Origin of the sequence: Brevundimonas sp. (genome assembly GCF_041648615.1) — a bacterium.
Classification (GTDB): domain Bacteria; phylum Pseudomonadota; class Alphaproteobacteria; order Caulobacterales; family Caulobacteraceae; genus Brevundimonas.
This window is the reverse complement of record NZ_JBAZOS010000045.1, coordinates 1-21638: the sequence shown is the minus strand read 5'-3', so window position 1 is coordinate 21638 and position 21638 is coordinate 1. Positions and strand designations below refer to the sequence as shown.

The 21638-nt window shown below is 69.4% G+C and carries 23 protein-coding genes; 10 read left to right on the top strand and 13 right to left on the bottom strand.

Annotated features, from left to right (window positions below; all coding sequences use genetic code 11):
• The 4 genes from WC555_RS13840 to WC555_RS13825 all read left to right on the top strand — a co-directional run.
• On the top strand, nt 1-330 hold a 330-nt coding region (locus tag WC555_RS13840), incomplete at its 5' end, for a murein hydrolase activator EnvC (protein WP_373254454.1).
• A 165-nt stretch (nt 331-495) separates the two neighbouring features.
• Nucleotides 496-1863 carry a S41 family peptidase gene (locus WC555_RS13835; RefSeq protein WP_373254451.1) on the top strand — a complete coding sequence of 456 codons (1368 nt, stop codon included), beginning with the start codon at nt 496-498 and terminating at the stop codon, nt 1861-1863.
• Nucleotides 1864-1990: 127 nt separating this feature from the next.
• Nucleotides 1991-3190, top strand: a complete 1200-nt coding sequence (locus WC555_RS13830) for a divergent polysaccharide deacetylase family protein (RefSeq protein WP_373254449.1) — start codon at nt 1991-1993, stop codon at nt 3188-3190.
• A 112-nt stretch (nt 3191-3302) separates the two neighbouring features.
• Nucleotides 3303-3776: an RNA pyrophosphohydrolase gene (locus WC555_RS13825; RefSeq protein WP_373254448.1), complete on the top strand. Its 474-nt coding sequence runs from the start codon at nt 3303-3305 to the stop codon at nt 3774-3776.
• Here the strand turns inward: WC555_RS13825 and WC555_RS13820 are convergent.
• The 9 genes from WC555_RS13820 to WC555_RS13780 form a co-directional block, all read right to left on the bottom strand.
• Nucleotides 3773-4018, bottom strand: coding sequence for a DUF1272 domain-containing protein (locus WC555_RS13820; protein ID WP_373254447.1), 246 nt, complete (start codon nt 4016-4018; stop codon nt 3773-3775). The genes WC555_RS13825 and WC555_RS13820 overlap by 4 nt on opposite strands.
• A gap of 30 nt (nt 4019-4048) precedes the next feature.
• Nucleotides 4049-4369 (bottom strand): multidrug efflux SMR transporter, encoded by a 321-nt coding sequence (locus WC555_RS13815; RefSeq protein WP_373254445.1) that lies wholly within the window; start codon nt 4367-4369, stop codon nt 4049-4051.
• Nucleotides 4370-4712: 343 nt separating this feature from the next.
• A complete protein-coding gene (locus WC555_RS13810; protein WP_373254442.1) occupies nt 4713-4982 on the bottom strand; it encodes an ATP synthase F1 subunit epsilon in 270 nt (89 codons plus the stop codon).
• 2 nt (nt 4983-4984) lie between these two features.
• Nucleotides 4985-5545, bottom strand: a complete 561-nt coding sequence (locus WC555_RS13805) for a hypothetical protein (RefSeq protein WP_373254440.1) — start codon at nt 5543-5545, stop codon at nt 4985-4987.
• Entirely contained in the window at nt 5545-7095 is a 1551-nt protein-coding gene (atpD, locus tag WC555_RS13800) for a F0F1 ATP synthase subunit beta (protein ID WP_373254438.1), read from the bottom strand. Before atpD ends, WC555_RS13805 begins: the two co-directional genes overlap by 1 nt.
• A 52-nt stretch (nt 7096-7147) precedes the next feature.
• Entirely contained in the window at nt 7148-8026 is an 879-nt protein-coding gene (locus WC555_RS13795) for a F0F1 ATP synthase subunit gamma (protein ID WP_373254436.1), read from the bottom strand.
• A 32-nt stretch (nt 8027-8058) separates the two neighbouring features.
• Nucleotides 8059-9594: a F0F1 ATP synthase subunit alpha gene (gene atpA, locus WC555_RS13790; RefSeq protein ID WP_373254434.1), complete on the bottom strand. Its 1536-nt coding sequence runs from the start codon at nt 9592-9594 to the stop codon at nt 8059-8061.
• A gap of 59 nt (nt 9595-9653) precedes the next feature.
• Nucleotides 9654-10208 (bottom strand): F0F1 ATP synthase subunit delta, encoded by a 555-nt coding sequence (locus WC555_RS13785; protein WP_373254431.1) that lies wholly within the window; start codon nt 10206-10208, stop codon nt 9654-9656.
• A gap of 205 nt (nt 10209-10413) precedes the next feature.
• Nucleotides 10414-11358, bottom strand: a complete 945-nt coding sequence (locus WC555_RS13780) for a DUF808 domain-containing protein (protein WP_373254430.1) — start codon at nt 11356-11358, stop codon at nt 10414-10416.
• Between the two features lie 147 nt (nt 11359-11505).
• On the opposite strand from WC555_RS13780, the gene WC555_RS13775 reads away from it, so the two are divergent.
• Both WC555_RS13775 and WC555_RS13770 read left to right on the top strand, forming a co-directional pair.
• Nucleotides 11506-12312 carry a TerC family protein gene (locus tag WC555_RS13775; RefSeq protein WP_373254428.1) on the top strand — a complete coding sequence of 269 codons (807 nt, stop codon included), beginning with the start codon at nt 11506-11508 and terminating at the stop codon, nt 12310-12312.
• Nucleotides 12313-12314: 2 nt separating this feature from the next.
• On the top strand, nt 12315-13118 hold the full coding sequence (locus tag WC555_RS13770; RefSeq protein ID WP_373254426.1) for a glutaminyl-peptide cyclotransferase: 804 nt from the start codon (nt 12315-12317) through the stop codon (nt 13116-13118).
• Nucleotides 13119-13242: 124 nt separating this feature from the next.
• Here WC555_RS13770 and WC555_RS13765 read toward each other — a convergent pair whose 3' ends face one another.
• Complete coding sequence (locus WC555_RS13765) at nt 13243-15405, bottom strand: primosomal protein N' (RefSeq protein WP_373254424.1); 2163 nt, start codon at nt 15403-15405, stop codon at nt 13243-13245.
• 30 nt (nt 15406-15435) lie between these two features.
• Here WC555_RS13765 and fsa point away from each other — a divergent pair, with 30 nt between their 5' ends.
• From fsa to WC555_RS13745, 4 genes are all read left to right on the top strand, one after another.
• Entirely contained in the window at nt 15436-16089 is a 654-nt protein-coding gene (gene fsa, locus WC555_RS13760) for a fructose-6-phosphate aldolase (protein ID WP_373254422.1), read from the top strand.
• 21 nt (nt 16090-16110) lie between these two features.
• Nucleotides 16111-16812 carry a DUF484 family protein gene (locus WC555_RS13755; protein WP_373254420.1) on the top strand — a complete coding sequence of 234 codons (702 nt, stop codon included), beginning with the start codon at nt 16111-16113 and terminating at the stop codon, nt 16810-16812.
• Nucleotides 16794-17738 carry a tyrosine recombinase XerC gene (locus WC555_RS13750; protein WP_373254418.1) on the top strand — a complete coding sequence of 315 codons (945 nt, stop codon included), beginning with the start codon at nt 16794-16796 and terminating at the stop codon, nt 17736-17738. The genes WC555_RS13755 and WC555_RS13750 overlap by 19 nt, the downstream gene beginning before the upstream one ends.
• Before the next feature lie 82 nt (nt 17739-17820).
• Nucleotides 17821-18804 (top strand): retropepsin-like aspartic protease, encoded by a 984-nt coding sequence (locus tag WC555_RS13745; RefSeq protein WP_373254415.1) that lies wholly within the window; start codon nt 17821-17823, stop codon nt 18802-18804.
• Between the two features lie 16 nt (nt 18805-18820).
• On the opposite strand, the gene lpdA is transcribed toward WC555_RS13745, so the two are convergent.
• From lpdA to WC555_RS13730, 3 genes are all read right to left on the bottom strand, one after another.
• Complete coding sequence (lpdA, locus tag WC555_RS13740) at nt 18821-20236, bottom strand: dihydrolipoyl dehydrogenase (RefSeq protein WP_373254413.1); 1416 nt, start codon at nt 20234-20236, stop codon at nt 18821-18823.
• Between the two features lie 114 nt (nt 20237-20350).
• Complete coding sequence (locus WC555_RS13735) at nt 20351-20839, bottom strand: hypothetical protein (RefSeq protein ID WP_373254410.1); 489 nt, start codon at nt 20837-20839, stop codon at nt 20351-20353.
• A 65-nt stretch (nt 20840-20904) separates the two neighbouring features.
• A partial coding sequence (locus WC555_RS13730; RefSeq protein WP_373254407.1) for a sensor histidine kinase occupies nt 20905-21638 on the bottom strand: 734 nt, incomplete at its 5' end.

Sequence of the window (21638 nt, the reverse complement as noted above, 5' to 3'; positions counted from 1 at the left end):
CTGACGCCGCCGATCGACGGCGCGCCGTCGCAGCGGTTCGGGCGCGGTTCGACGGGCTGGCGCTGGCGCGCGGACCGGGCCGAGGCGCGCGCCCCCGCGAGCGGACGGGTCGCCTTCGCCGGCCCGCTGAGCGGCTGGGGGCAGGTGGTGATCCTCGACCTCGGACCGGGCTGGCGCGCCGTGGTGTCGGGCCTGGACGAGGCGGCGGTGGAGACGGGCGACCGGGTCGCCGACGGCCAGGTTCTGGGCCGCTCGGGCGCGGACGGCGAGATCGCCTTCGAACTGCGCCGCGACGAACGGCCGATCGATCCGGCGCCATGGTTGCGGTGAAGGCGTGGCGAGTGGCTGGCCGCTCCTCCGAAACCGCTTCCCAAGCCGCGATGACGCTGATTTTATCCGCGGATCGGCGGTCGGCCACGATTTGGTCGCGCGTCGGTCCGTATCTGTTGAACACGCCGCGCTCGCGGCCGCCGCCTGACCGTTGAAAGAAACCCGATGCGTAAACTGCTTCTGATAGGCGCCGCCGCCGTGACCATGGTCGGCGTGAGCGCCGCCGCCGTCGGCCAGACGCCGCGCAACGAAGCCTTCCGCATGCTGGGGCTGTTCGGCGACGTGCTGGGCATCGTCGAACAGGCCTATGTCGTGCCGGTCGACGACAAGAAGCTGATCGAGGCGGCGCTGCAGGGCATGATGACCGCCCTCGATCCCCACTCCAACTATCTGCCGCCGGACGGCTACGGCGACCTGCAGGAACGCACCTCGGGGGCCTATTCGGGCGTCGGCCTGACCATCCAGTCCGAGGCGGGAATGGTGAAGGTCATCTCGCCCATGGACGGCGGGCCGGCCGCGCGCGCGGGCGTCAACGCCGGCGACGTCATCTCGTCCATCGACGGCCAGAACGCCTCGGGCCTGACGGTCAGCCAGGTGTCGGACAAGCTGCGCGGCGCCGTCGGCACCTCGGTCAAGGTCACCTTCCTGCGCGACGGCGAGGAGCCGAGGGAGGTCGTCCTGACCCGCGAGGTCATCAAGATCGAGTCCGTCACCGGCCGGGTCGAGGGCGAGTTCGGCTATCTGCGCGTCTCGACCTTCAACGAGAACACCGGCCGCGAACTGAGCGAGACCATCGCCCGGCTCAAGACCGAGAACCCCGCCATCAAGGGCTATGTGCTGGACCTGCGCAACAACGGCGGCGGCCTGCTGGACGCGGCCATCGCCGTGTCCGACGCCTTCCTGGAACGCGGCGAGATCGTCAGCCAGCGCGGGCGCAAGGCCGATCAGATCCAGCGCTATTCCGCCCGACCGGGCGACCAGATCGGCGGCCTGCCGCTGGTGGTGCTGATCAACTATGGATCGGCCTCGGCCTCGGAGATCGTCGCCGGCGCCCTGAAGGATCATCAGCGGGCCACGCTGGTCGGACTGACCAGCTTCGGCAAGGGCTCGGTCCAGACCGTCATCCCCCTGCGCGGCGGCGCCGACGGGGCCCTGTCGATCACCACGGCGCGCTACTACACGCCGTCCGGCGCCTCGATCCAGAAGATCGGCGTCGAGCCGGATCTGGAAGTGTCGCGCTCGGCCGCCGAGGCCAAGATCGTGTCGCGGTCGAACTTCATCTATTCCGAGGCCGCCTACGCCACCGCCCTGGACTCGTCGATCGGGGCCGAGCGCAAGGGGCCGCACACGCCCCGCGAGGCGCCCGGCGAGACCTATGACGAGGACAAGGACTATCAGCTGGAGCGGGCCTTCGACGTGCTGCGCGCCGGCGGAAACCTGACCCAGCTGGCCGCCGCGCCGGAGGGCATCGTGGTGTCCGAGCCCGGCGCGACCCTGGCCGCGGTCGAGCCGGAGCCCGCGCCCGAGAACTAGGTCCGGGACGTCAAGGGGCGGGCGCCCATGCCTAACGGCGCGTTAGGGTTTCTTAACCGACGCCCGCCAGAGTGGCCCTTGAAGGAGTCCGCTTCGCGGACCCCCGCATCAAGCGTCCAGTTTGCCCATGTTCGCCAAACGCCAATCTGTCCTGGCCGCCACCGCCGCAATCCCCCCGGTGCGCCGGTCAATGCGTGAAAACCTCGCGCCCGCTGCCCGCTTCCTCAGCAAGCCGCCGGTCGCCGTCGCCGGCGCCGGGCTGATGCTGATGGGCGCGGCCGCCCTGTTCATCACCGTGCTGGGCGATCCCCGCGCCGGCGCCCCGTCGGCCCGCGCGGCGCTGAAGCGCGAAGCCCCCGTCGCCGCCCCGGTCCCCACCGGCCTCGAGGCCTTCTCCATGGGCGCCTATGGCTCCTGGCAGGATGTCGCGGCCGAAGGCGGGGCCGCCGATCCCGCCCTGTCCGGCGAGGCGGTCATCACCCTGCCGAACGGGGCCACCGTCTCCGGCAATGGCGCGCCGGTCACCGCGCCGCGCGTGACGGCCTCGCCCCTGCCGGCCGCCCCCCTCGCCGGGCTCAGCCAGCCGGGCCCCAACGGCCCCCTGCCGACCATCGCCTCGGACGGCCGCGTGCCGGCCCAGGCCTATGCCCGGCCCTTCCGCTCGAACGGCCGGCCCCGGGTGGCCCTGATCGTCGGCGGTCTCGGCCTGAACGCCGCCACCACCCGCGCCGCCATCGAACGCCTGCCCGCCGAGGTCACCCTGAGCTTCGTGCCCTATGCCGAGGGCCTGCAGACCTGGATCGACCTCGCCCGCGCCCAGGGCCATGAGGTCATGCTGGAAATGCCGATGGAGCCCACCGGCTATCCCGACAACGATCCGGGCCCCTACACCCTCCTGGCCTCGGGCCAGCCCGCCGACATCACGGCCAAGATGAACTGGCTGCTGGGCCGCGCCACCGGCTATTTCGGCGTCACCAACTACATGGGCGACCGGTTCGCCAACTCCGACGCCGGGATGAACGCCTTCCTCGGCATCCTGCGCCAGCGCGGCGTCGCCTTCCTCGACGACGGCTCGATGAGCCGCCGCCCGGGCGCCTGGGCTCGCGCCAGCGCCAACCGGGTCATCGACGAACAACAGACCCCCGCCGCCATCGTCGGGCAGCTGAATGCGCTGGAGGCCCTGGCCAAGGGCAATGGACAGGCCCTGGGCACGGGCTTCAGCTATCCGGTCACGGTCGAGGCCGTGGCCCGCTGGACCGCCGACCTCGACGCGCGGGGACTGCAGCTGGCGCCCGCCTCGGCGATGACGCAGCGGCCGGGAAGATAGGGACGAGGGATTAGGGATTAGGGATTAGGGATTAGGAAGCAGCCCTCCCCGGCTCCGTCCCGCGCCATAACCCCTTCCCTCCCTCATCCCTAATCCCTAATCCCTCATCCCTATGAAGGAACTCTCCCGCTACCGCCCGAATGTCGGCGTCGTGCTGTTCCATCCGGACGGCCGCGTCTGGTACGGGCGCCGGGCCGGGACCGGGGCCCCGCATAACTGGCAGTTCCCCCAGGGCGGCGTCGACGACGGCGAGGATCCGGAAACCGCCGCCCGCCGCGAACTGGCCGAGGAGACGGGCGTCGTCTCCGCCGAACTGATCGCCTCCACCGACGGCTGGATCGTCTACGACTTCCCCGAGGGCTATGGCGGCACGAAACAGGCGCGGGGATGGGCCGGGCAGAAGCAGCGCTGGTTCGCCTTCCGCTTCACCGGAGACGAGTCCGAGATCGACCTTGAGGCCCATGGCGAGATCGAGTTCGACGCCTGGCGCTGGGGCCCGCTCAGCGACGCCCCGGACCTGATCGTGCCGTTCAAGCGGGCGGTCTATGAACAGGTCGTGGCCGTGTTCGCGCCGCTGGTTGTCTAGGCCGCGGCGCAGCCCTGCGGATTGAACACCCGCGTCATCGACGCCGGATATTTCGCCAGCAGACGGGCCGGCCGGATCGGCCGGGCGACGAAGCCGCCGCCGCAGTTGGGGCAGACGCCCTTCAGCGCGCCGTCCACGCAGGCGGCGCAGAAGGTGCATTCGAAAGTGCAGATGCGGGCCTCGGCGCTGTCGAACGGCAGGTCGCGGTCGCAGCATTCGCAGTTGGGGCGCAGTTCGAGCATGGGAGCCTCCTCGCGGCGGAGGCTACACCGTCAGTGCGCCGGCGCCAGCCGCATCAGCACCAGACCCACGACGACGAGGCCGGCGGCCGTCACCCGCATTGGATGCACGCCCTCGTTCAGCCAGATGGCCCCGACCACGAAGGCGCCGACCGCGCCGATGCCGGTCCAGACGGTGTAGGCCGTGCCCAGCGGCAGGCTCTTCATAGACACCGACAGCAGGGCGAAACTCATCCCCATGGTCACGAAGGTGATCACGCTGGGCCACAGGCGGGTGAAGCCCGCCGACTGTTTCATGAAATACGCCCAGACGATTTCCAGCAGTCCGGCGATGATCAGATAGATCCAGGCCATGGGTGCGGCCCTCCTTGCAAAGGGCCGGGCCGTCCCGGACTTTGCCCGCGATAAAGGATCGCCGGGGCGAGGACGTGGCCTCGTCTGCAGGGGCTATCTAGGGCTTCCAACCGGGGGGTCAAGCACCGCCGATCTTGTCATCCCGGCCGCAGCGAAGCGGAGAGCCGGGACGGGACGAACTCCACAAATGAAAAATCCCGGGCAGCTCGAAGAGCTGAACCGGGATCCGGGTGGGATCAACCCTGCTCCCGGACAGGCTACGCCTTCCGGGAGCAGGATGGTTGGGGAGGGCGCGTCCCGGATCGCGGCTGCGCCGCGTCCGGGATGACAAGGGCTTGAAGGCCTACGCCGCGGCCACTTCCGAGGCCTGTTCGGCCAGGATGGTCAGGCCGGCCGGGGTCACGTCGGCGAAGCCGCCGTGGACCTCGAACTGGCGCCGCGAGACGCCGTCGATGACCGTGACCACGCCTTCGCGCAGGGCGGTCATGAAGGGGGCGTGGTCGGCGAGGACGCCGAAATCGCCCTCGACGCCGGGCGCATCGACCTGGTCGACGAGGCCGTTGAAGACCTCGCGCTCAGGCGAGACGAGGGAGAATGAGAGTTTGGACGCCATGTTCAGGCCTTTCCGGGGAAGTGAGTGTAGGCGATCGGACCGTGTCGAGACTGCATCGCCCGGACGGTCAAACCGAGGCGCTCGCTCTGCTCACCGCTGTCGTCGATGATCAGAAGCTCGTCGTAGGGGCAGACCTGATAGCCGTTCCCGGTGCCGCAGGTCGTATTGAGTTCAAGGTCGATATCCTTACGCGACCCGATGACTCCGGCTCTCATGCCTTCGCCGACGTTGAGCGCGTCTGGACCGAGATAGACAACAGTGCATGAGCCGGGAGCAGGCCCCGCGACGGCGACGACAGCGTCCGCTCCGCGCCACGAATATCCTTGCCGCTGAAGATCCATTTCGCCGTCCGGCAAAGGATTGGCGATCGGTCTGGCCCCGATCGCTCGGGCGGCCGCCGCCATTTCTACGCCCTCCACGGCGACGTTAACGCAGAGATCTCGCACCAAGATCATGGCGGCGAACTGCTCCTCCGCGTGCGGACGCTCCTGCGCGGACGCGGGGGGTGCGGCGACCGCGACAGCCGATGCGGCCAGGACCAGAAAGTGGCCCCAGCCTTTCATCAGGCCGCCTCGGCGGCGAGCTTCTGGGCCTTCTCGACGGCTTCCTCGATGGCGCCGACCATGTAGAAGGCCGCTTCCGGAAGGTGGTCGTATTCGCCGGCGACGATGCCCTTGAACGATCGGATCGTGTCTTCCAGCGAGACGAATTTGCCCGGGGAGTTGGTGAACTGCTCGGCCACGAAGAACGGCTGCGACAGGAAGCGGCTGATCTTGCGGGCGCGCGACACGATCAGCTTGTCCTCTTCCGACAGCTCATCCATGCCCAGGATGGCGATGATGTCCTTGAGCGACTTGTACTGCTGCAGCACTTCCTGGACCGAACGGGCCACGCGGTAGTGCTCCTCGCCGATGACCAGCGGGTCCATGATCCGCGAGGTCGAGTCCAGCGGGTCCACGGCCGGGAAGATGGCCTGGGCGGCGATGTCGCGGTTCAGAACCGTGGTCGCGTCCAGGTGGGCGAAGGAGGCGGCGGGGGCCGGGTCGGTGAGGTCGTCGGCGGGGACGTAGATGGCCTGGACCGAGGTGATCGAGCCCTTCCTGGTCGAGGTGATCCGCTCCTGAAGGTTGCCCATCTCGGTGGCCAGGGTCGGCTGATAGCCCACGGCCGAGGGGATGCGGCCCAGCAGGGCGGACACTTCCGAACCCGCCTGGGTGAAGCGGAAGATGTTGTCGACGAACAGCAGGACGTCCTTGCCCTCTTCGTCGCGGAAATATTCGGCCTGGGCCAGGCCGGTCAGGGCGACGCGGGCGCGGGCGCCGGGAGGCTCGTTCATCTGGCCGTAGACGAGGGCGCATTTCGAACCCTCGGTCGAGCCGCCGTTCTTGGCCGGGTCCACGTTGACGTTGGACTCGATCATCTCGTGATACAGGTCGTTGCCCTCGCGGGTGCGTTCACCCACGCCGGCCAGCACCGAATAGCCGCCGTAGGCCTTGGCGATGTTGTTGATCAGCTCCTGCATGGTCACGGTCTTGCCCACGCCGGCGCCGCCGAACAGGCCGACCTTGCCGCCCTTGGTGTAGGGGCACATCAGGTCGATGACCTTGATCCCGGTGACGAGGATTTCCGACGAGGTCGACTGCTCCTCGAAGCTCGGGGCCTCGCGGTGGATCGGGCGGTACATGGTGGTCTTGATCGGGCCCTGTTCGTCGATCGGCGCGCCGACGACGTTCATGATGCGGCCGAGCGTGCCGGGTCCGACCGGGGCCAGGATCGAGGTGCCGGTGTCGGTCACCGGCTGGCCGCGGGTCAGGCCTTCCGAGGTGTCCATGGCGATGGTGCGGACCATGTTCTCGCCGAGGTGCTGGGCGACCTCGAGCACGAGGGTGAACGGCTTGCCGGTCTTCTGGTCGACGTTCTGGGTCTCCAGGGCGTTCAGGATCGCGGGCAGCTGGCCCTCGAACTCGACGTCGACGACGGCGCCGATGACCTGGGCGATCCGGCCCACGCCGGTGCCGGCCGTATAGGCGGCGTTGCCGGTGGAGGCGGCGGCTGCGGGCGCCTTGGGAGCGGCCGGCTTGCGGGCGGGTTTCTTGGCGGTGGTGTCGGTCATCGGTTCGTTCCGTTCGGAAGGTCGTGCTTGGCGTGTCTGTGCGGGGGTCGGATCAGAGGGCTTCGGCGCCGGCGATGATCTCGATCAGTTCGGTGGTGATCTGGGCCTGGCGTTTGCGGTTGTACTGCAGGGTCAGGCTGTTGATCAGGTCGCCCGCATTGCGCGTGGCGTTGTCCATGGCGCCCATCTGGGCCCCGAAGAAGCTGGCCTGGTTCTCGTACAGGGCGGCCAGCACCTGGGTGGTGATGTTGCGCGGCAGCAGGGTCTCGAGAATCTCTTCCTCGGAGGGCTCGTACTCGTAGGTCGCGCCGTTCAGGTCGATCGGGGCGGCGTCGCCGTCGACGACCGCCGGGATCAGCTGTTTCGGGGTCGGCACCTGGGCGATGACCGACTGGAAGCGGCTGTAGAACAAGGTCACGACGTCGGCGTGGCCGGCCTCGAACTCTTCGGCGATCAGCCGGGCGATCGGCTCCGCCGCCGGCAGCCCAATGACCTTGTGGTCGCTCATCTCGAAGGTCTTCACCAGCTTGTCGCCGTACAGGCGGGACAGGCCGTCGCGGGACTTGCGGCCCACGGCGATGATGCGGACGTCCTTGCCGGCGCTGACCAGGCTGTTGATCCGCTCGCGCGCGGCCCGGATGACGTTGGTGTTGAACCCGCCGGCCAGACCCTTGTCGCCGGTGGCGACGACGATCAGATGTTTCTTGTCCGACCCGGTGCCGGCCAGCAGTTTCGGCGCGCCGTCGCCGGACACGCCGGCCGCCAGATTGGCGATCACGGCGGCCATCTTCTTCGCATAGGGACGGGCGCTTTCAGCCTGGTCCTGGGCGCGCTTCAGCTTGGCCGCGGCGACCATGTTCAGGGCTTTCGTGATCTTCTGCGTGGACTTCACGCTTCCGATCCGATTGCGCATTTCCTTGAGGCTGGCCATCCGGCGCTACTTTCTCGCTATCCGGTCCGGTCTCAGGCGAACGTCTTGAGGAAGGCGTCCAGCACCGACTTCAGCTCGGCTTCGAGCTCGGCGGTGAGGTCCTTCTTGGCGCGGATGCCGTCCAGCAGGCCGGCGTTCGACGACTTGATGCGGGCCAGCAGCTCGCTCTCGAAGCGGCCGATGTCGCCCACCGCGATGCCGTCCAGATAGCCGCGCGTGCCGGCGTAGACCGAGACGACCTGCTCTTCCATGGTCAGCGGGCTGTACTGCGGCTGCTTCAGCAACTCGGTCAGGCGCGCGCCCCGGGCCAGCAGCTTCTGGGTCGAGGCGTCGAGGTCCGAGCCGAATTTCGCGAAGGCGGCCATTTCCCGGTACTGGGCCAGCTCGCCCTTGATCGAGCCGGCGACCTTCTTCATCGCCTTGGTCTGGGCCGAGGAGCCCACGCGCGACACGGAGATGCCGACGTTCACGGCCGGGCGGATGCCCTGGTAGAACAGGTCGGACTCGAGGAAGATCTGGCCGTCGGTGATCGAGATCACGTTCGTCGGGATGTAGGCCGAAACGTCGTTGGCCTGGGTCTCGATCAGCGGCAGGGCGGTCATCGAGCCCGAGCCATAGTCGGCGTTCAGCTTGGCCGAACGCTCCAGCAGGCGGCTGTGCAGATAGAAGACGTCGCCCGGATAGGCTTCGCGGCCCGGCGGACGGCGCAGCAGCAGGGACATCTGGCGATACGCGACAGCTTGCTTCGACAGATCGTCATAGACGATCAGGGCGTGCATGCCGTTGTCGCGGAAGAACTCGCCCATGGCCGTGCCCGAGAACGGGGCCAGGAACTGCAGCGGGGCCGGCTCCGAGGCCGTGGCGGCGACGACGATGGTGTAGTCCAGGGCGCCGCGCTCCTCGAGCGTCTTGACGATCTGGGCCACGGTCGAGCGCTTCTGGCCGATGGCGACGTAGATGCAGTACAGCTTCTCGCCTTCGCTGGTGGCGGCGGCGTTGGTGCTCTTCTGGTTCAGGATGGTGTCGATGGCGACGGCGGTCTTGCCGACCTGACGGTCGCCAATGATCAGCTCGCGCTGGCCGCGGCCGATCGGGATCAGGGTGTCGATGGCCTTCAGGCCGGTCTGCATCGGTTCATGCACCGACTTCCGCGGGATGATGCCCGGCGCCTTGACGTCGACGCGGCGACGCTCGGTGAACTGGATCGGGCCCTTGCCGTCGATCGGCTCGCCCAGCGGGTTGACGACGCGGCCCAGCAGGCCCTTGCCGACCGGAACGTCCACGATCTCGCCCAGACGGCGGACCTCGTCGCCCTCGGCGATCTGGTTGTCCTGGCCGAAGATCACGGCGCCGACGTTGTCGCGCTCGAGGTTCAGGGCCATGCCCTTCACGCCGGCTTTCGGGAACTCGATCATCTCGCCGGCCTGGACATTGTCCAGACCGTGGATGCGGGCGATTCCGTCGCCGACCGACAGCACCTGGCCGACGTCGGACACGTCGGCTTCAACGCCGAAATTGGCGATCTGCGACTTGAGGATAGCCGAGATTTCGGCGGCGCGGATGTCCATGACAGGCTCTCTGTTATCGTCTTGTCAGCGCGGCCCCGTCGGAGCCGCGAGCGTTGGGGTCAGGCCCGTTTGAGGGCGAACTTCATCTGGTCGAGCTTGGTCTTCAGCGAGGCGTCGAACAGTTTCGAGCCGACCTTGACCTTCAGGCCGCCCAGGATCGACGGATCGACGCGGGCGGTCATCTCCGGATCCTTGCCCAGCGAGGTGCGGAGCGCGGTCTGGATGGATTTCATCTGGGCGGCGGTCAGGGCCTGGGCCGAAACGACCTCGGCGGCGACGACGCCCGTCTTCTTGGCATACAGCGCCTCGAAGCCCGCGATCACGCCCGGCAGGTCGCGCGAGCGGCCGTTCTGGGCCAGCAGGCCGAGGAAATTCTTCGTCACGCCATTGAATTTCGCCTTGTCGGCGATGGCGACCAGGCCCTTTTGCTGGTCCTCGGCGGCGATGACCGGCGACTGGGCCAGCCGGCGCAGGTCGGCGCTCTCGTTCCACGCGGCCCGCAGTGCGGCCAGATCGGCGCGCACGGCGTTCAGGGCGCCTGTCTCGTCAGAGAGGTCGAACAGCGCCTGTGCGTAGCGCTTGCCGACTTCCGTCGTCCTGTAATCGTCAGCCACTTATAAGGTCCGCGCGGGTTAGCGTTCGGGTTTGCGACCGGCGGCGGGGTGCGCACCGATCAAAGGCCTGAAATGCTTGAAGAAAGCACGCCGGGGACGCGTCTTGCAACGCGCCCTCCGGCTCAGCCGGGCGCCTGATAGCACTCATACCGGGGCGCCGCAACCGAGGCGGGCCCAGATGAGTCGTCGGATTGCCGCACCCCGGTCAGTGGGCGACGCGCTTGCCGCGAGGGACAAGGTGCATGATCGCCACGATGACGCCCCCCACCACCAGGCCGACGACCGCCGAGGCGGCCGCCGTCGCCACCCAGCCCGTCACGGGACCGATGAGCGGGACGCGCCCGGCCGCCTGTCCCAGACTCGCGACCAGGTCCGGCACGGCGTCGAGATGGTATTCATGCAGGCCGTGGACCAGAATTCCTCCGCCGACCCACAGCATGGCCAGGGTGCCGATCGTCGCCAGCCCGGTCAGCACGACGGGCATGGCCTTGACCATGCCCCGGCCCAGGGCGCGCGCCGGAGCCGAAGTGCGCTCGGCCAGATGCAGGCCGATATCGTCCATCTTCACGATCAGCGCTACAGCGCCATAGACCGCTCCGGTGATCAACAATCCGACCAGGGCCAGGGCCGCCGCCTGGGTCGCCAGCGGCCGTTCAGCCAGGTCGGCCAGGGCGATGGCGGTGATCTCGGCCGAGAGGATCAGGTCGGTGCGGATCGCCGAGCCGACCATTTTCTTTTCCTGTTCCCGGGACGACAGGGCCAGGGCCTCTGTCGGGATATCGCCATCTCGGTGACCCGCCAGCTTCTCCCACAGCTTCTCGCACGCCTCGAAACAGAGATAGGCGCCCCCGGCCATCAGGAGCGGCGTCAGCGCCCAGGGCGCGAAGGCGCTGATCAGCAGGGCCCCGGGCAGGAGGATCAGGAATTTGTTCTTCAACGAACCGATGGCGATCTTGCCGATGATGGGCAGTTCGCGGGCGGGCGAGAAGCCCATGGCGTAACCCGGCGTCACCGCGGCGTCGTCGACCACCACGCCGGCGGCCTTGACGCTGGCGCGGCCGGCGGCGGCGGAGACGTCGTCCACCGAGGCCGCCGCCATTTTGGCGATCGTGGCGACGTCGTCGAGAAGGGCGGCTAGACCTGAGGGCACGCTTCACCTGATAACGAATGCAGTTCTTCCTTGGCTAGGCGAGGCCGCGAGCCGGGTCCAGAGGCGCGATCGAGCGCGGCGCCCTGCCGCGCCCCGCTGCGGTGAAAAATTCTGGCGCGGTCTCCCCGGCTGGCCTATCCGGGGTTCATGACCGAAATCGTCGCACTGCTATCCGATCCCGCCGCCTGGGCCGCCCTTGTCACCTTGATCGTGATGGAGGTGGTGCTGGGGATCGACAACCTGATCTTCATCTCCATCCTCTCGAACAAGCTGCCGCCCGAGCACCGCTCGCGGGTCCGCCGCATCGGCATCTCCCTGGCCCTGATCATGCGTCTGGCCCTCCTGTCGATGATCGCCTGGATCGTCAGCCTGACCGCCCCCGTCTTCACCGTCATGGACAACGCCTTCTCATGGAAGGACATGATCCTGATCGCCGGCGGCCTGTTCCTGCTCTGGAAGGCGACCAAGGAAATCCACCACAGCGTGGATCCCACGAAGAGCGACGACATGCTGGAGAAGGACAAGACCGAGATGGTCATCTCCAATGTCGGCTCGGCCATCTTCCAGATCATCCTGCTGGACCTGGTCTTCTCGATCGACTCCATCCTGACCGCGGTCGGCATGACCGATCACCTGCCAATCATGGTCGTGGCCGTGCTGGTCGCCGTCACGGTCATGCTGCTGGCGGCCGATCCGCTGGCGAATTTCATCAACGAGAACCCGACCGTCGTCATGCTGGCGCTCGGCTTCCTGCTGATGATCGGCATGGTGCTGATCGCCGAGGGCTTCGGCGCGCATGTGCCCAAGGGCTATATCTACGCCGCCATGGCCTTCTCGGCCGGGGTCGAGGTGCTGAACATGTGGAGCCGCAAGGCCTCCGAGAAGAAGCAGGCCGCCCTCGCGGAACGGCAGGCGGCGTTGAACAAGGCCGAGACGGCCGAACCGGGAGTCTGACCATGCGGGGGGCCGTCCTCCTTCTCGCTGCGCTGCTGACGCCCTTGCCGGCGGCGGCGCAGTCGACGGTCCCGCCGGTCCCCATAGAGGCCTCCGCGCCGGCCCCGATCCCGGTCTACGGGTTCGAGATTGTCCGGGCGTATCCCCACGACCCCGGCGCCTTCACCCAGGGGCTGGAGTTCCGCAACGGCGAGTTGCTGGAAAGCACGGGCCGTTCTCCCTCGACCGTGCGACGGGTGCGGCTGGAAGACGGGGCGGTGATACAGAAACGCGAACTGGATCCGGCCTTGTTCGGCGAAGGGCTGACCGCCTTCGGCGACCGCGTCCTGACCCTGACATGGAAGGGCGGCCAGGGTTTCGTCTGGGACCCGGCGACGCTCGAGCCCCGCGGCGAGTTCGCCTATGCCGGCGAAGGCTGGGGCCTGACCCATGACGCGACGCGGCTGATCCTGTCCGACGGCACAGCCGCGCTGCGCTTCCTTGATCCGCGGACCTTCGCGGAAACGGGCCGGGTCCCGGTCACCGTCCAGGGCCGGCCGCTGCGCCAGATCAACGAGCTGGAATGGGTCGAGGGCGAGGTCTTCGCCAATGTCTGGCAGACCGACTTCATCGTCCGCATCGATCCGGCGACGGGCGTGGTGAAGGGCGTCATCGACCTGACCGGCCTGATGCCGGACCGGTCCGGGCTCGATCCGACCGATGCGGTCCTCAACGGCATCGCCTGGGACGCGGAGGGCCGCCGCCTGTTCGTCACCGGCAAGAACTGGCCGAAACTGTTCGAGATCCGGCTGACGGGACCGCGCTAGTCCTCTCCCTCCCCTTCATGGGGAGGGTGGTCGCGCAGCGACCGGGTGGGGAATTTCAGACGCACCCCACCCTGTCGTCGCTCCGCGCCGACATCCCTCCCCATGAAGGGGAGGGAGAACGCAGCTACAGAAAACTGTACGGGTCCACGTCGACGCTGAGCCGCACCGACCCCGGAACCTTCACCCGCGCCAGCCAGGCCCGCAGGAAGCCCTGCAGGTCGACGTCGCGATCCGCGCGGACCAGCAGCCGCTTGCGCCGCCGCCCCCGCACCAGGGCCAGCGGCGCGTCGGCGGGACCATAGACCTCCAGCCGTCCGGCGTTGGGGATGTTCTCGGCCAGGTCGCGGGCGACCTTCTCGACCGCCATGGCGTTCTCGCTCGACAGGATGATGGCCGCCAGCCGGCCGTGCGGCGGCAGGGAGGCCGCCTCGCGCTCGGCCATCTCGGCCGCGACGAAGGCGTCGCGGTCGCCCGCGGCCAGCGCCATCAGCACCGGATGCTCGGGCGTCCAGGTCTGCAGGATGGCCCGGCCCGGCTTGTCGGCCCGCCCCGCCCGGCCCGTGGCCTGGGTCAGCAGCTGGAAGGTGCGCTCGGCCGCGCGCAGGTCGCCGCCGCGCAGGCCCAGGTCGGCGTCCACCACCCCGACCAGGGTCAGGTGCGGGAAGTTGTGGCCCTTGGCCGCCGCCTGGGTGGCCACAAGGATGTCGATCTCTCCGTCGGCCATGCGCTGGATCAGCGCCCGCGCGGATTTCGCGTCCGGCGCCGTGTCGCTGCTGAACACCGCGGTGCGCGCCTGCGGGAACAGCTGGCGCACCTCCTCCTCGACGCGTTCGACCCCCGGCCCGACCGAGACCAGCGAATCCTCGGCCCCGCAGGCGGGGCAGTGTTTCGGCCGCAGCATGGAGAAGCCGGTCAGATGGCAGATCAGCCGGCCGGTGTAGCGATGCTCGACCAGCCAGCTGTCGGTATCGGGCGCGGTCAGGCGATGGCCGCAGACCCGGCACAGCACCACCGGCGCATAGCCGCGCCGGTTCAGGAACAGCAGGGTCTGCTCGCCGCGCAGCAGCGTCTCGCCGATGGCCTCGCGCAGGGGCTGGGACAGCCAGGTCTGGGGATCAGGCGGGGTCTGGCGCAGGTCCAGCAGGGACACGTCCGGCAGCACGGCCGCCCCGTGCCGCGCCGCCAGCTTGAGCCAGCCGTAACGGCCCTGATGGGCGTTCCACAGCGTCTCCAGCGACGGCGTGGCCGAGGCCAGCACCACCGTCGCCCCCTCGATCCGCGCCCGCGCCACGGCCAGGTCGCGGCCGTGATAGACCAGCCCCTCCTCCTGTTTGAACGAGCCGTCGTGCTCCTCATCGACCACCACCAGCCGCAGGTTGGCGTAGGGCAGGAACAGGGCCGAGCGGGCGCCGACCACGATGTTGCAGCGCCCGGCGATCACCGCCTCCCACACCTGCCGCCGGCGCGGCGGGGCGACGCCCGAATGCCATTCCGCCGGGGCCGCGCCGAAGCGGTCGGTGATGCGGGAGATCAGGGCCTGGGTCAGGGCGATCTCGGGCAGCAGGATCAATATCTGCGCCGCCGGATCGGCCTTCAGCGTCCGCGCCGCCGCCTCCAGATAGGCCTCGGTCTTGCCCGAGCCGGTGACCCCGTCCAGCAGGAAGGGGGCGAAGCCGCCCTTCGCGGTCGCCTCGGCCATCTCATGCGCCGCCGCCGCCTGATCGGCGTTCAGCGTCGCCGGGGCGTGATCCGGGTCGGGGGCGTCGAAGGCGGCGACCGCCTCGATCTCGATGACCTCCAGCACGCCCTCGTCGACCAGCCCCTTGACGACGCCCGACGACACGCCCGCCGCCCGGGCCAGATCGGGCCCCGGCATGGACCGCTGGCCCAGGGCCTCCAGCACCGCCGTCCGCGCCGCCGTCGGTCTGGCGGAAGCCTTGTCGCCGACCCGCCGCACCCGCCGTTCAGGCCGGGGTTTCGGCGCGCGCAGGCCCTTCAGCGCCGTCGCCGCCATCTCGCCCGGCGCGCTCAGCGTCCAGCGGGCGGCCCATTCGACGAAGTCCACGGTCTTTTCGGGCAGGCGCGGATCGTCCAGCACATGGTCGATGGCCTTCAGCCGCCGGTTCGAGCCCGTCGTCTCGCGCGCCTCCGAGACGATGCCCCGCATCAGCCGCGGCCCCAGCGGCACGGCGACCTGGTCCCCGCGCGCGACGTCCAGCCCCTCGGGGACCTCGTAGTCGAAGGCCTCGGGCACCGGCAGGGGAATGAGGACGCTGGCGACTTTCACCGGGCAGCCCGCTCCGCTAGAGAGACTGGCATGAAACTCTTCCTCGACACAGCCGACGTCGCCGTCATCAGGGACATGGTCCCCACCGGCATGGTGGACGGCGTCACCACCAATCCCTCGCTGATCGCCAAATCCGGTCGCAACATCGCCGAGGTCATCGCCGAGATTTGCGCCCTCGTCGAGGGGCCCATCTCCGCCGAGGCCGTGGCGACCGATTTCGAGACCATGGTGAAGGAGGGCGACAAGCTGGCCGCCATCGCTCCGAACGTGGTGGTGAAACTGCCCCTGACCTGGGACGGACTGCGCGCCGCGCGCGCCTTCGCCGACAAGGGGATCAGGACCAATGTCACCCTGTGCTTCTCGGCCGCCCAGGCCATGCTGGCCGCCAAGGCCGGCGCCACCTTCATCTCGCCCTTCGTCGGCCGGCTGGAAGACCACGGCGCCGACGGCATCGGCCTGCTGGAGGAAATCCGGGTCCTGTACGACGTGCACGGCTTCGACACGCAGATTCTGGCCGCCAGCCTGCGCAATCCGAACCATGTCAGCGCCGCCGCCGTGGCCGGGGCCGACGCCGCGACCATCCCCGCTGACGTTTTCAAGGCCCTGGTCAAACACCCGTTAACCGACAAGGGGCTTGATGCTTTCCTGGCGGACTGGGGCAAGACCGGCCAGTCCATTCTGTAGCTGTGCCTCGAGGAGAGGTTTGTGAGCGTTTCGCCTGACCTCTCGACCAAGCCGGCAGAGCCTCACTGGCCGGAAATCCGCGCCTGGCTGCAGACCAACGCCCAGATCCTGCTGGACGATCGCTCCCTGCTGGAGGAGATCGGGCTCAAGCCCCATGGCCGCAATGTCGTCGAGTTCGGCCGCGCCGCCCTGACCCGGCTGGAAGAGGCCGCCGAGCGCGAGGCCGACGCTCGCAAGCGCATCGAATCCATCGCCCGCGCCAATTTCGCCGCCCAGACCCAGACCCATGTCGCCGCCCTCGACCTGATGGAGGCGCGCAACGCCTCCGATCTGGCCCGCCGTCTCGACGCCGTGGCGCAGGGCCGGTTCGGCCTCGCCGGGGCCGCCATCGCCATGGAGAAGCCGGGCGGCGTGCCCTTCGGCTGGCGCGGGCTCGAGGCCGGCGGGGTCGACGCCCTGCTGGGCGACCACGGCCTGACCTGGCTGGGCCCCAATTTCGACGGGCTCAACCTGTTCGGCGCGGCCGAGACCGGGGTGAAGTCGGTCGCCCTGATCCGCATGGCCCCGCAGTTCCCCGGCACCGGAGCTCCGGCGCGCCACGCCATCTGCGCCTTCGGCTCGCCCGAGCCGGACGGCTTCGCCCCGACCATGGGCTGCGAGCTGGTGGCCTTCATCGCCCGGGTGGTGGAACGGACCGCCGAACGATGGCCGATTCTCAGCTGACCGTTCCCGGCCTGTCCGCGGACCAGGCCCTCTCGGCCTGGCTGGAGCATCTGGCCCACGAACGCCGGCTGGCGGCCAATACGCTGGAAGCCTACGGCCGCATCGGCCGGGGCTATCTCGCCTTCCTGCAACGCCACCGCGGCGAGCCGCAGCGGCTGGCCGATCTGGGAACCGTCACCGCCGCCGAGGTCCGCGCCCATCTGGCCGAACGGCGCGGCGGGGACCATCCGCTGGCGGCGCGATCCATCAGCCAGACCCTGTCGGCGATCCGCGCCTTTCACGCCTTCCTCGACCGCCGCTGCGCCACGCCCGCGCCGCAGCTGGCCCTGGTGCGGGGCCCCCGCATCAAGCCGTCCCTGCCCCGGCCCGTCAGCGAGGATCAGGCGCGCGGCCTGATGCAGGAGCCGGAAACCGACCCCGACGCCGAACCGTGGGAGGCCGCGCGCGACCGCGCCGTCCTGACCCTGCTGTACGGCTGCGGCCTGCGGATATCCGAAGCCCTGTCACTGACGTTCGCCGACACGCCTCTGCCGGAGACGTTGCGCATCACCGGCAAGGGCGGCAAGACCCGGATGGCTCCGGTCCTGCCGGCCGTGCGGGCGGCCGTGGACGCCTGGCTGGCGGTTCAGCCGTTTGCGCTGGCGCCCGGCGACGCCCTGTTCCGCGCCCGCCGCGGGGGGCCGCTGACGCCCCGGCACGTTCAGGCCACCGTCCAGCGGCTGCGCGGGCGGCTGGGCCTGCCCGCCTCGACGACGCCCCACGCCCTGAGGCACAGCTTCGCCACCCACCTGCTGGGCGCCGGGGCGGACTTGCGGGCCATCCAGGAACTGCTGGGCCACGCCAGCCTGTCGACGACGCAGAAATACACCGCCGTCGACGCCCAACACCTGCTGGCGGCCTATTCCGCCGCCCATCCGCGCCACTGACCACGGCGGGCTGGTCAGGGTCGTCCGGCCGCGCCTACAGTGACGGTCCATCCGCCAGGGAGACGGCGCGAGAGGTGACTGAATGACAGGCCTTGACCGTCGCGTCTTGCTGGCAGGGCTCGGGGCCCTCGGCCTTCCCGCCGGCCCCGCCGCCGCGCAGGACCCCGTCGGACCGCTGATCGAGGACCGGCCGATCCAGTTGCTGAGCAACCTGTTCACGCGCGTCGGCGCCGCGGTCTTCATCGACGGGCACGGGCCGTTCACCTTCGTGATCGACACCGGGGCGGGCACGACCTCGATCGCGGACACCCTGGCGGATCAGTTGGCCCTGCCTCCGCTGCAGTCCGTACTGGTTCACGGAATCACCGAAGCCAGGGTTACGCGCAGCGTGGCGATCAACCGGCTGCAGCTCAGCGGACTGGGATTCCGCAACCTCGCCTGCCCGGTCTTTCCGCGAGATCAGCTGGCCGCGGACGGTCTGATCGGTCTGGACGTGCTGGATCGTTTCCGATTGAAATTCAACGTCTCGCGCCGCACGGCCAGCCTGAATGTGCGGGGCGTCAGCGTCCGTATGGGCGGCGACATGGTCACCGGGTCGCGCCTGCGCCGCGAGGGCATCCGCTCCGTTCGCGGCCGCTTCGGCCAGATGATCATGACCCAGATTCTCGTGGATGGTCAGCCGACGGCGGCCTTCATCGACAGCGGGGCGCAATATTCGATCGGCAATCTGGCGCTGCGGCGCGCGGTCTCGGCCCGTCGCCGCGACGGCGGCCGGGCGGCCCGCGAGGTGCCGATCTACGGCGTCACCGGTCAGAGCCTCAGCGCGGACCTGGCGATGGTCGACGATCTCAGGTTCGGACCGCAGCGCCTGGGGGCCACGCCGATGCTGTTCGCCGACCTGCACTGTTTCGAGACCCTGGGTCTGTCGGGCCGGCCGTCCATGCTGATCGGCGCCGACCTGCTGGGCCGGTTCCGCGAGGTCACCCTGGACTTCCCGGGCAATACGGTGGTCTTTTCGGGCCTCCGCCGTCAGACCGACCGCAGGCTCGAAATTCCCGGCGTCTGAAGCGCGCGCCCCGTGATCAGGCCTGCATCGTCCAGCCTTCAACGCCCATGGCCGCCTGTTTGACAGCTTCCGAGCGCGTCGGATGCGGATGGCAGATGCGGGCGATGTCTTCCGACGACCCGCCGAAGGCCATGGCCACGCAGGCCTCGCCGATCATCTCGCCGGCCTGCGGACCCAGGATATGGACCCCCAGAATCCGGTCGGTCGCGGCGTCCGCCAGCACCTTGGCGAAGCCCTCGGTCTCATGGTTGATCTTGGCGCGCGAATTGGCGGCGAAGGGGAATTTTCCGACCTTGTAGGCGACGCCGTCGGCCTTCAACTGGTCCTCGGTCTTGCCGACCCAGGCCACTTCCGGGGCGGTGTAGACCACGCTGGGCACCAGATTGTAGTCGACGTGCCCGGCCTTGCCCGCGATCAGCTCGATCACGGCCACGGCGTCTTCCTCGGCCTTGTGCGCCAGCATCGGGCCGTAGGTGACGTCGCCGATCGTCCACACGCCGTCGGCGACCTTGAAGTGGTCATTGGCGAGGAAGCCGCGCTTGTCCGTCTCGACCCCGACCGTCTCGAGTCCCAGACCCCCGGTGTACGGACGCCGGCCGATGGCGACGAGAACGACGTCGCCCTTCAGGGTTTCCGTCGGTCCGCCGGCGGCCGGCTCGACGGTCAGCTCGACCCCGTCCTTGCCCGACTTCGCCGCCGTGACCTTCGACCCGAGCCTGAAGGTCATGCCCTGTTTGGTCAGGACGCGCTGGAAGGCGGTGGCCAGGTCCCTGTCCATGCCGGGCGTGATGCGGTCGAGGTATTCGACCACCGTCACCTGCGCCCCCAGACGGCGCCAGACCGATCCCAGCTCCAGGCCGATGATGCCGGCGCCGATCACGATCAGGTGCTTCGGCACGGCCGGCAGCGACAGGGCCCCGGTCGAATCCACGACCTTGTCCGCTTCGAAGGCCACGCCCGGCAGCGGCGTCGGCTCCGAACCCGTGGCGATGACGATGTCCTTCGCCGTCAGGATCGTCTTCGAGCCGTCGGCGGCCGTCACCTCGACCTGACCCTTGCCGACGATGCGGCCCCGGCCCTTGATCCAGTCGGCCTTGTTCTTCTTGAACAGGAATTCGATGCCCTTGGTCAGGGCGGTCACGCTGTCCTGCTTCTGGCCCATCATCTGGCCGAGATTCAGTTTCGGCGTCCCGACCTCGATCCCGAGCGTCGGAAACTCCTTCGTGGCCGTCTCGAACAGTTCCGACGCGTGCAGCAGGGCCTTGGACGGCATGCAGCCGACGTTCAGACAGGTTCCGCCGAGGGTCTCGCGCATCTCGATGCAGGCGGCCTTCAGCCCCAGCTGGCCGGCCCGGATGGCCGCATTGTAGCCGCCCGGTCCGCCGCCGATGATGACGACGTCATAGGTGCTGGGGGAAGCGGCTTCGGCCATGGGGTCTCTCGTGTCTGTGGTGGGCGCGGGGAGGCGCGCGGAACCTGACGGCGCCGCCCGCGAGCGTCAACCGCGGCGCCGCATATAGGTGCGACGGCCCCGATCCGACAGACGTCAGAAATTCAGCTGGCCGGCCGTCCGCTTGCGCCGGATGCGCCGGCTGGCCACCGCCACCAGCACGCCCAGCAGGAACAGGGCGCCGAGGACCAGCCACACCGGTTCGACCGGCATGCCCGGAAGGGTCTCGGGCGCCGCCATGGTCGTGGGTCCGCCGGAGCGGGCGGCGGCGTCGCCCCCCTGCCGGTCAATGGCCAGCCGCAGGACGACGTCCGCGGCGAAGGCGAGGAAATAGGCCACGGCCGCCTTCGCATTCCCGGCCCCGAGCATCAGCGCCGCGATGACATAGAGGCCGACCGCCCCGGCCCACAGCGTCCACACCGGCAGGAAACCGAACAGCTCGCCGCCCGATGAGGCCTCCGCCCCGGCCCGCGCGAGGGCCGCATCGGGCGCCGCGCCCTGGATCAGCGGAGAGAGGAACGGCCAGGCCAGCCATCCGGCATAGCCGAGCACCGCCAGCATCACGATCAAGCGCAACAGCTTCATTTCGAGCCTCCCAACTCCCGTTAACCTTACACCGGTCCGTGGAGCCGGCGAAAGGGGGCCGGGGGTCAGCTCGCGTTGGGCAGGGTGATGGAGACCTCGGCGCCCTCGCCCGGGGCGCTGTCGATCGACAGGACGCCACCCGACTGGCGCGAAAAGGCATAGGCCTGCGACAGGCCGAGACCCGCCGCGCCGTCGCGGGTGGTGAAGAAGGGCTCGACCGCGCGGGCGGCCAGGTCGCGGTCCATGCCCGGGCCGCTGTCGCGGACGCTCAGGCGGACTCCGCCCTCCAGCAGGACCTCCAGCCGCACGGCGACCGAGCCCTGACCGGCCACGGCGTCGACGGCGTTGCGCGTCAGGCTGTTGACCGCCCCTTCGAAGGCGACGGGATCCAGCCGCACCGGGGCGTCCCCGGACGGTCCCTCGATCATCAGATCGACGCCCGGCCCGGCCATGGCCCGCAGCCGGCCTTCCATGCCGCGCAACAGAACGCCGGCGTCGAGCACGCGCAGGACGGGTTCGTCGTCGCCCTGCGAGAAGGCGGTCAGACGGCGCGTCAGCAGCTCGCCCTTCTGGCCGGCCGCCAGCGCCGCCTGACCGATGCGGCGCACGCGGACGGGGTCGTCGGCCTGGCGCAGCATCATGTCCAGGGCCCCGGTCATGACGCCCAGCAGGGCGTTGAAATCGTGCGCCAGACCACCGGTCAGGCGGCCGACGTTCTCCATCCGCCGCCCGCCTTCAAGCTGGGCCTCGGCGTCCTGCGCGGCCTTCAGCGCCGCGGCGCGGGCGGTCTGGGCCTCCT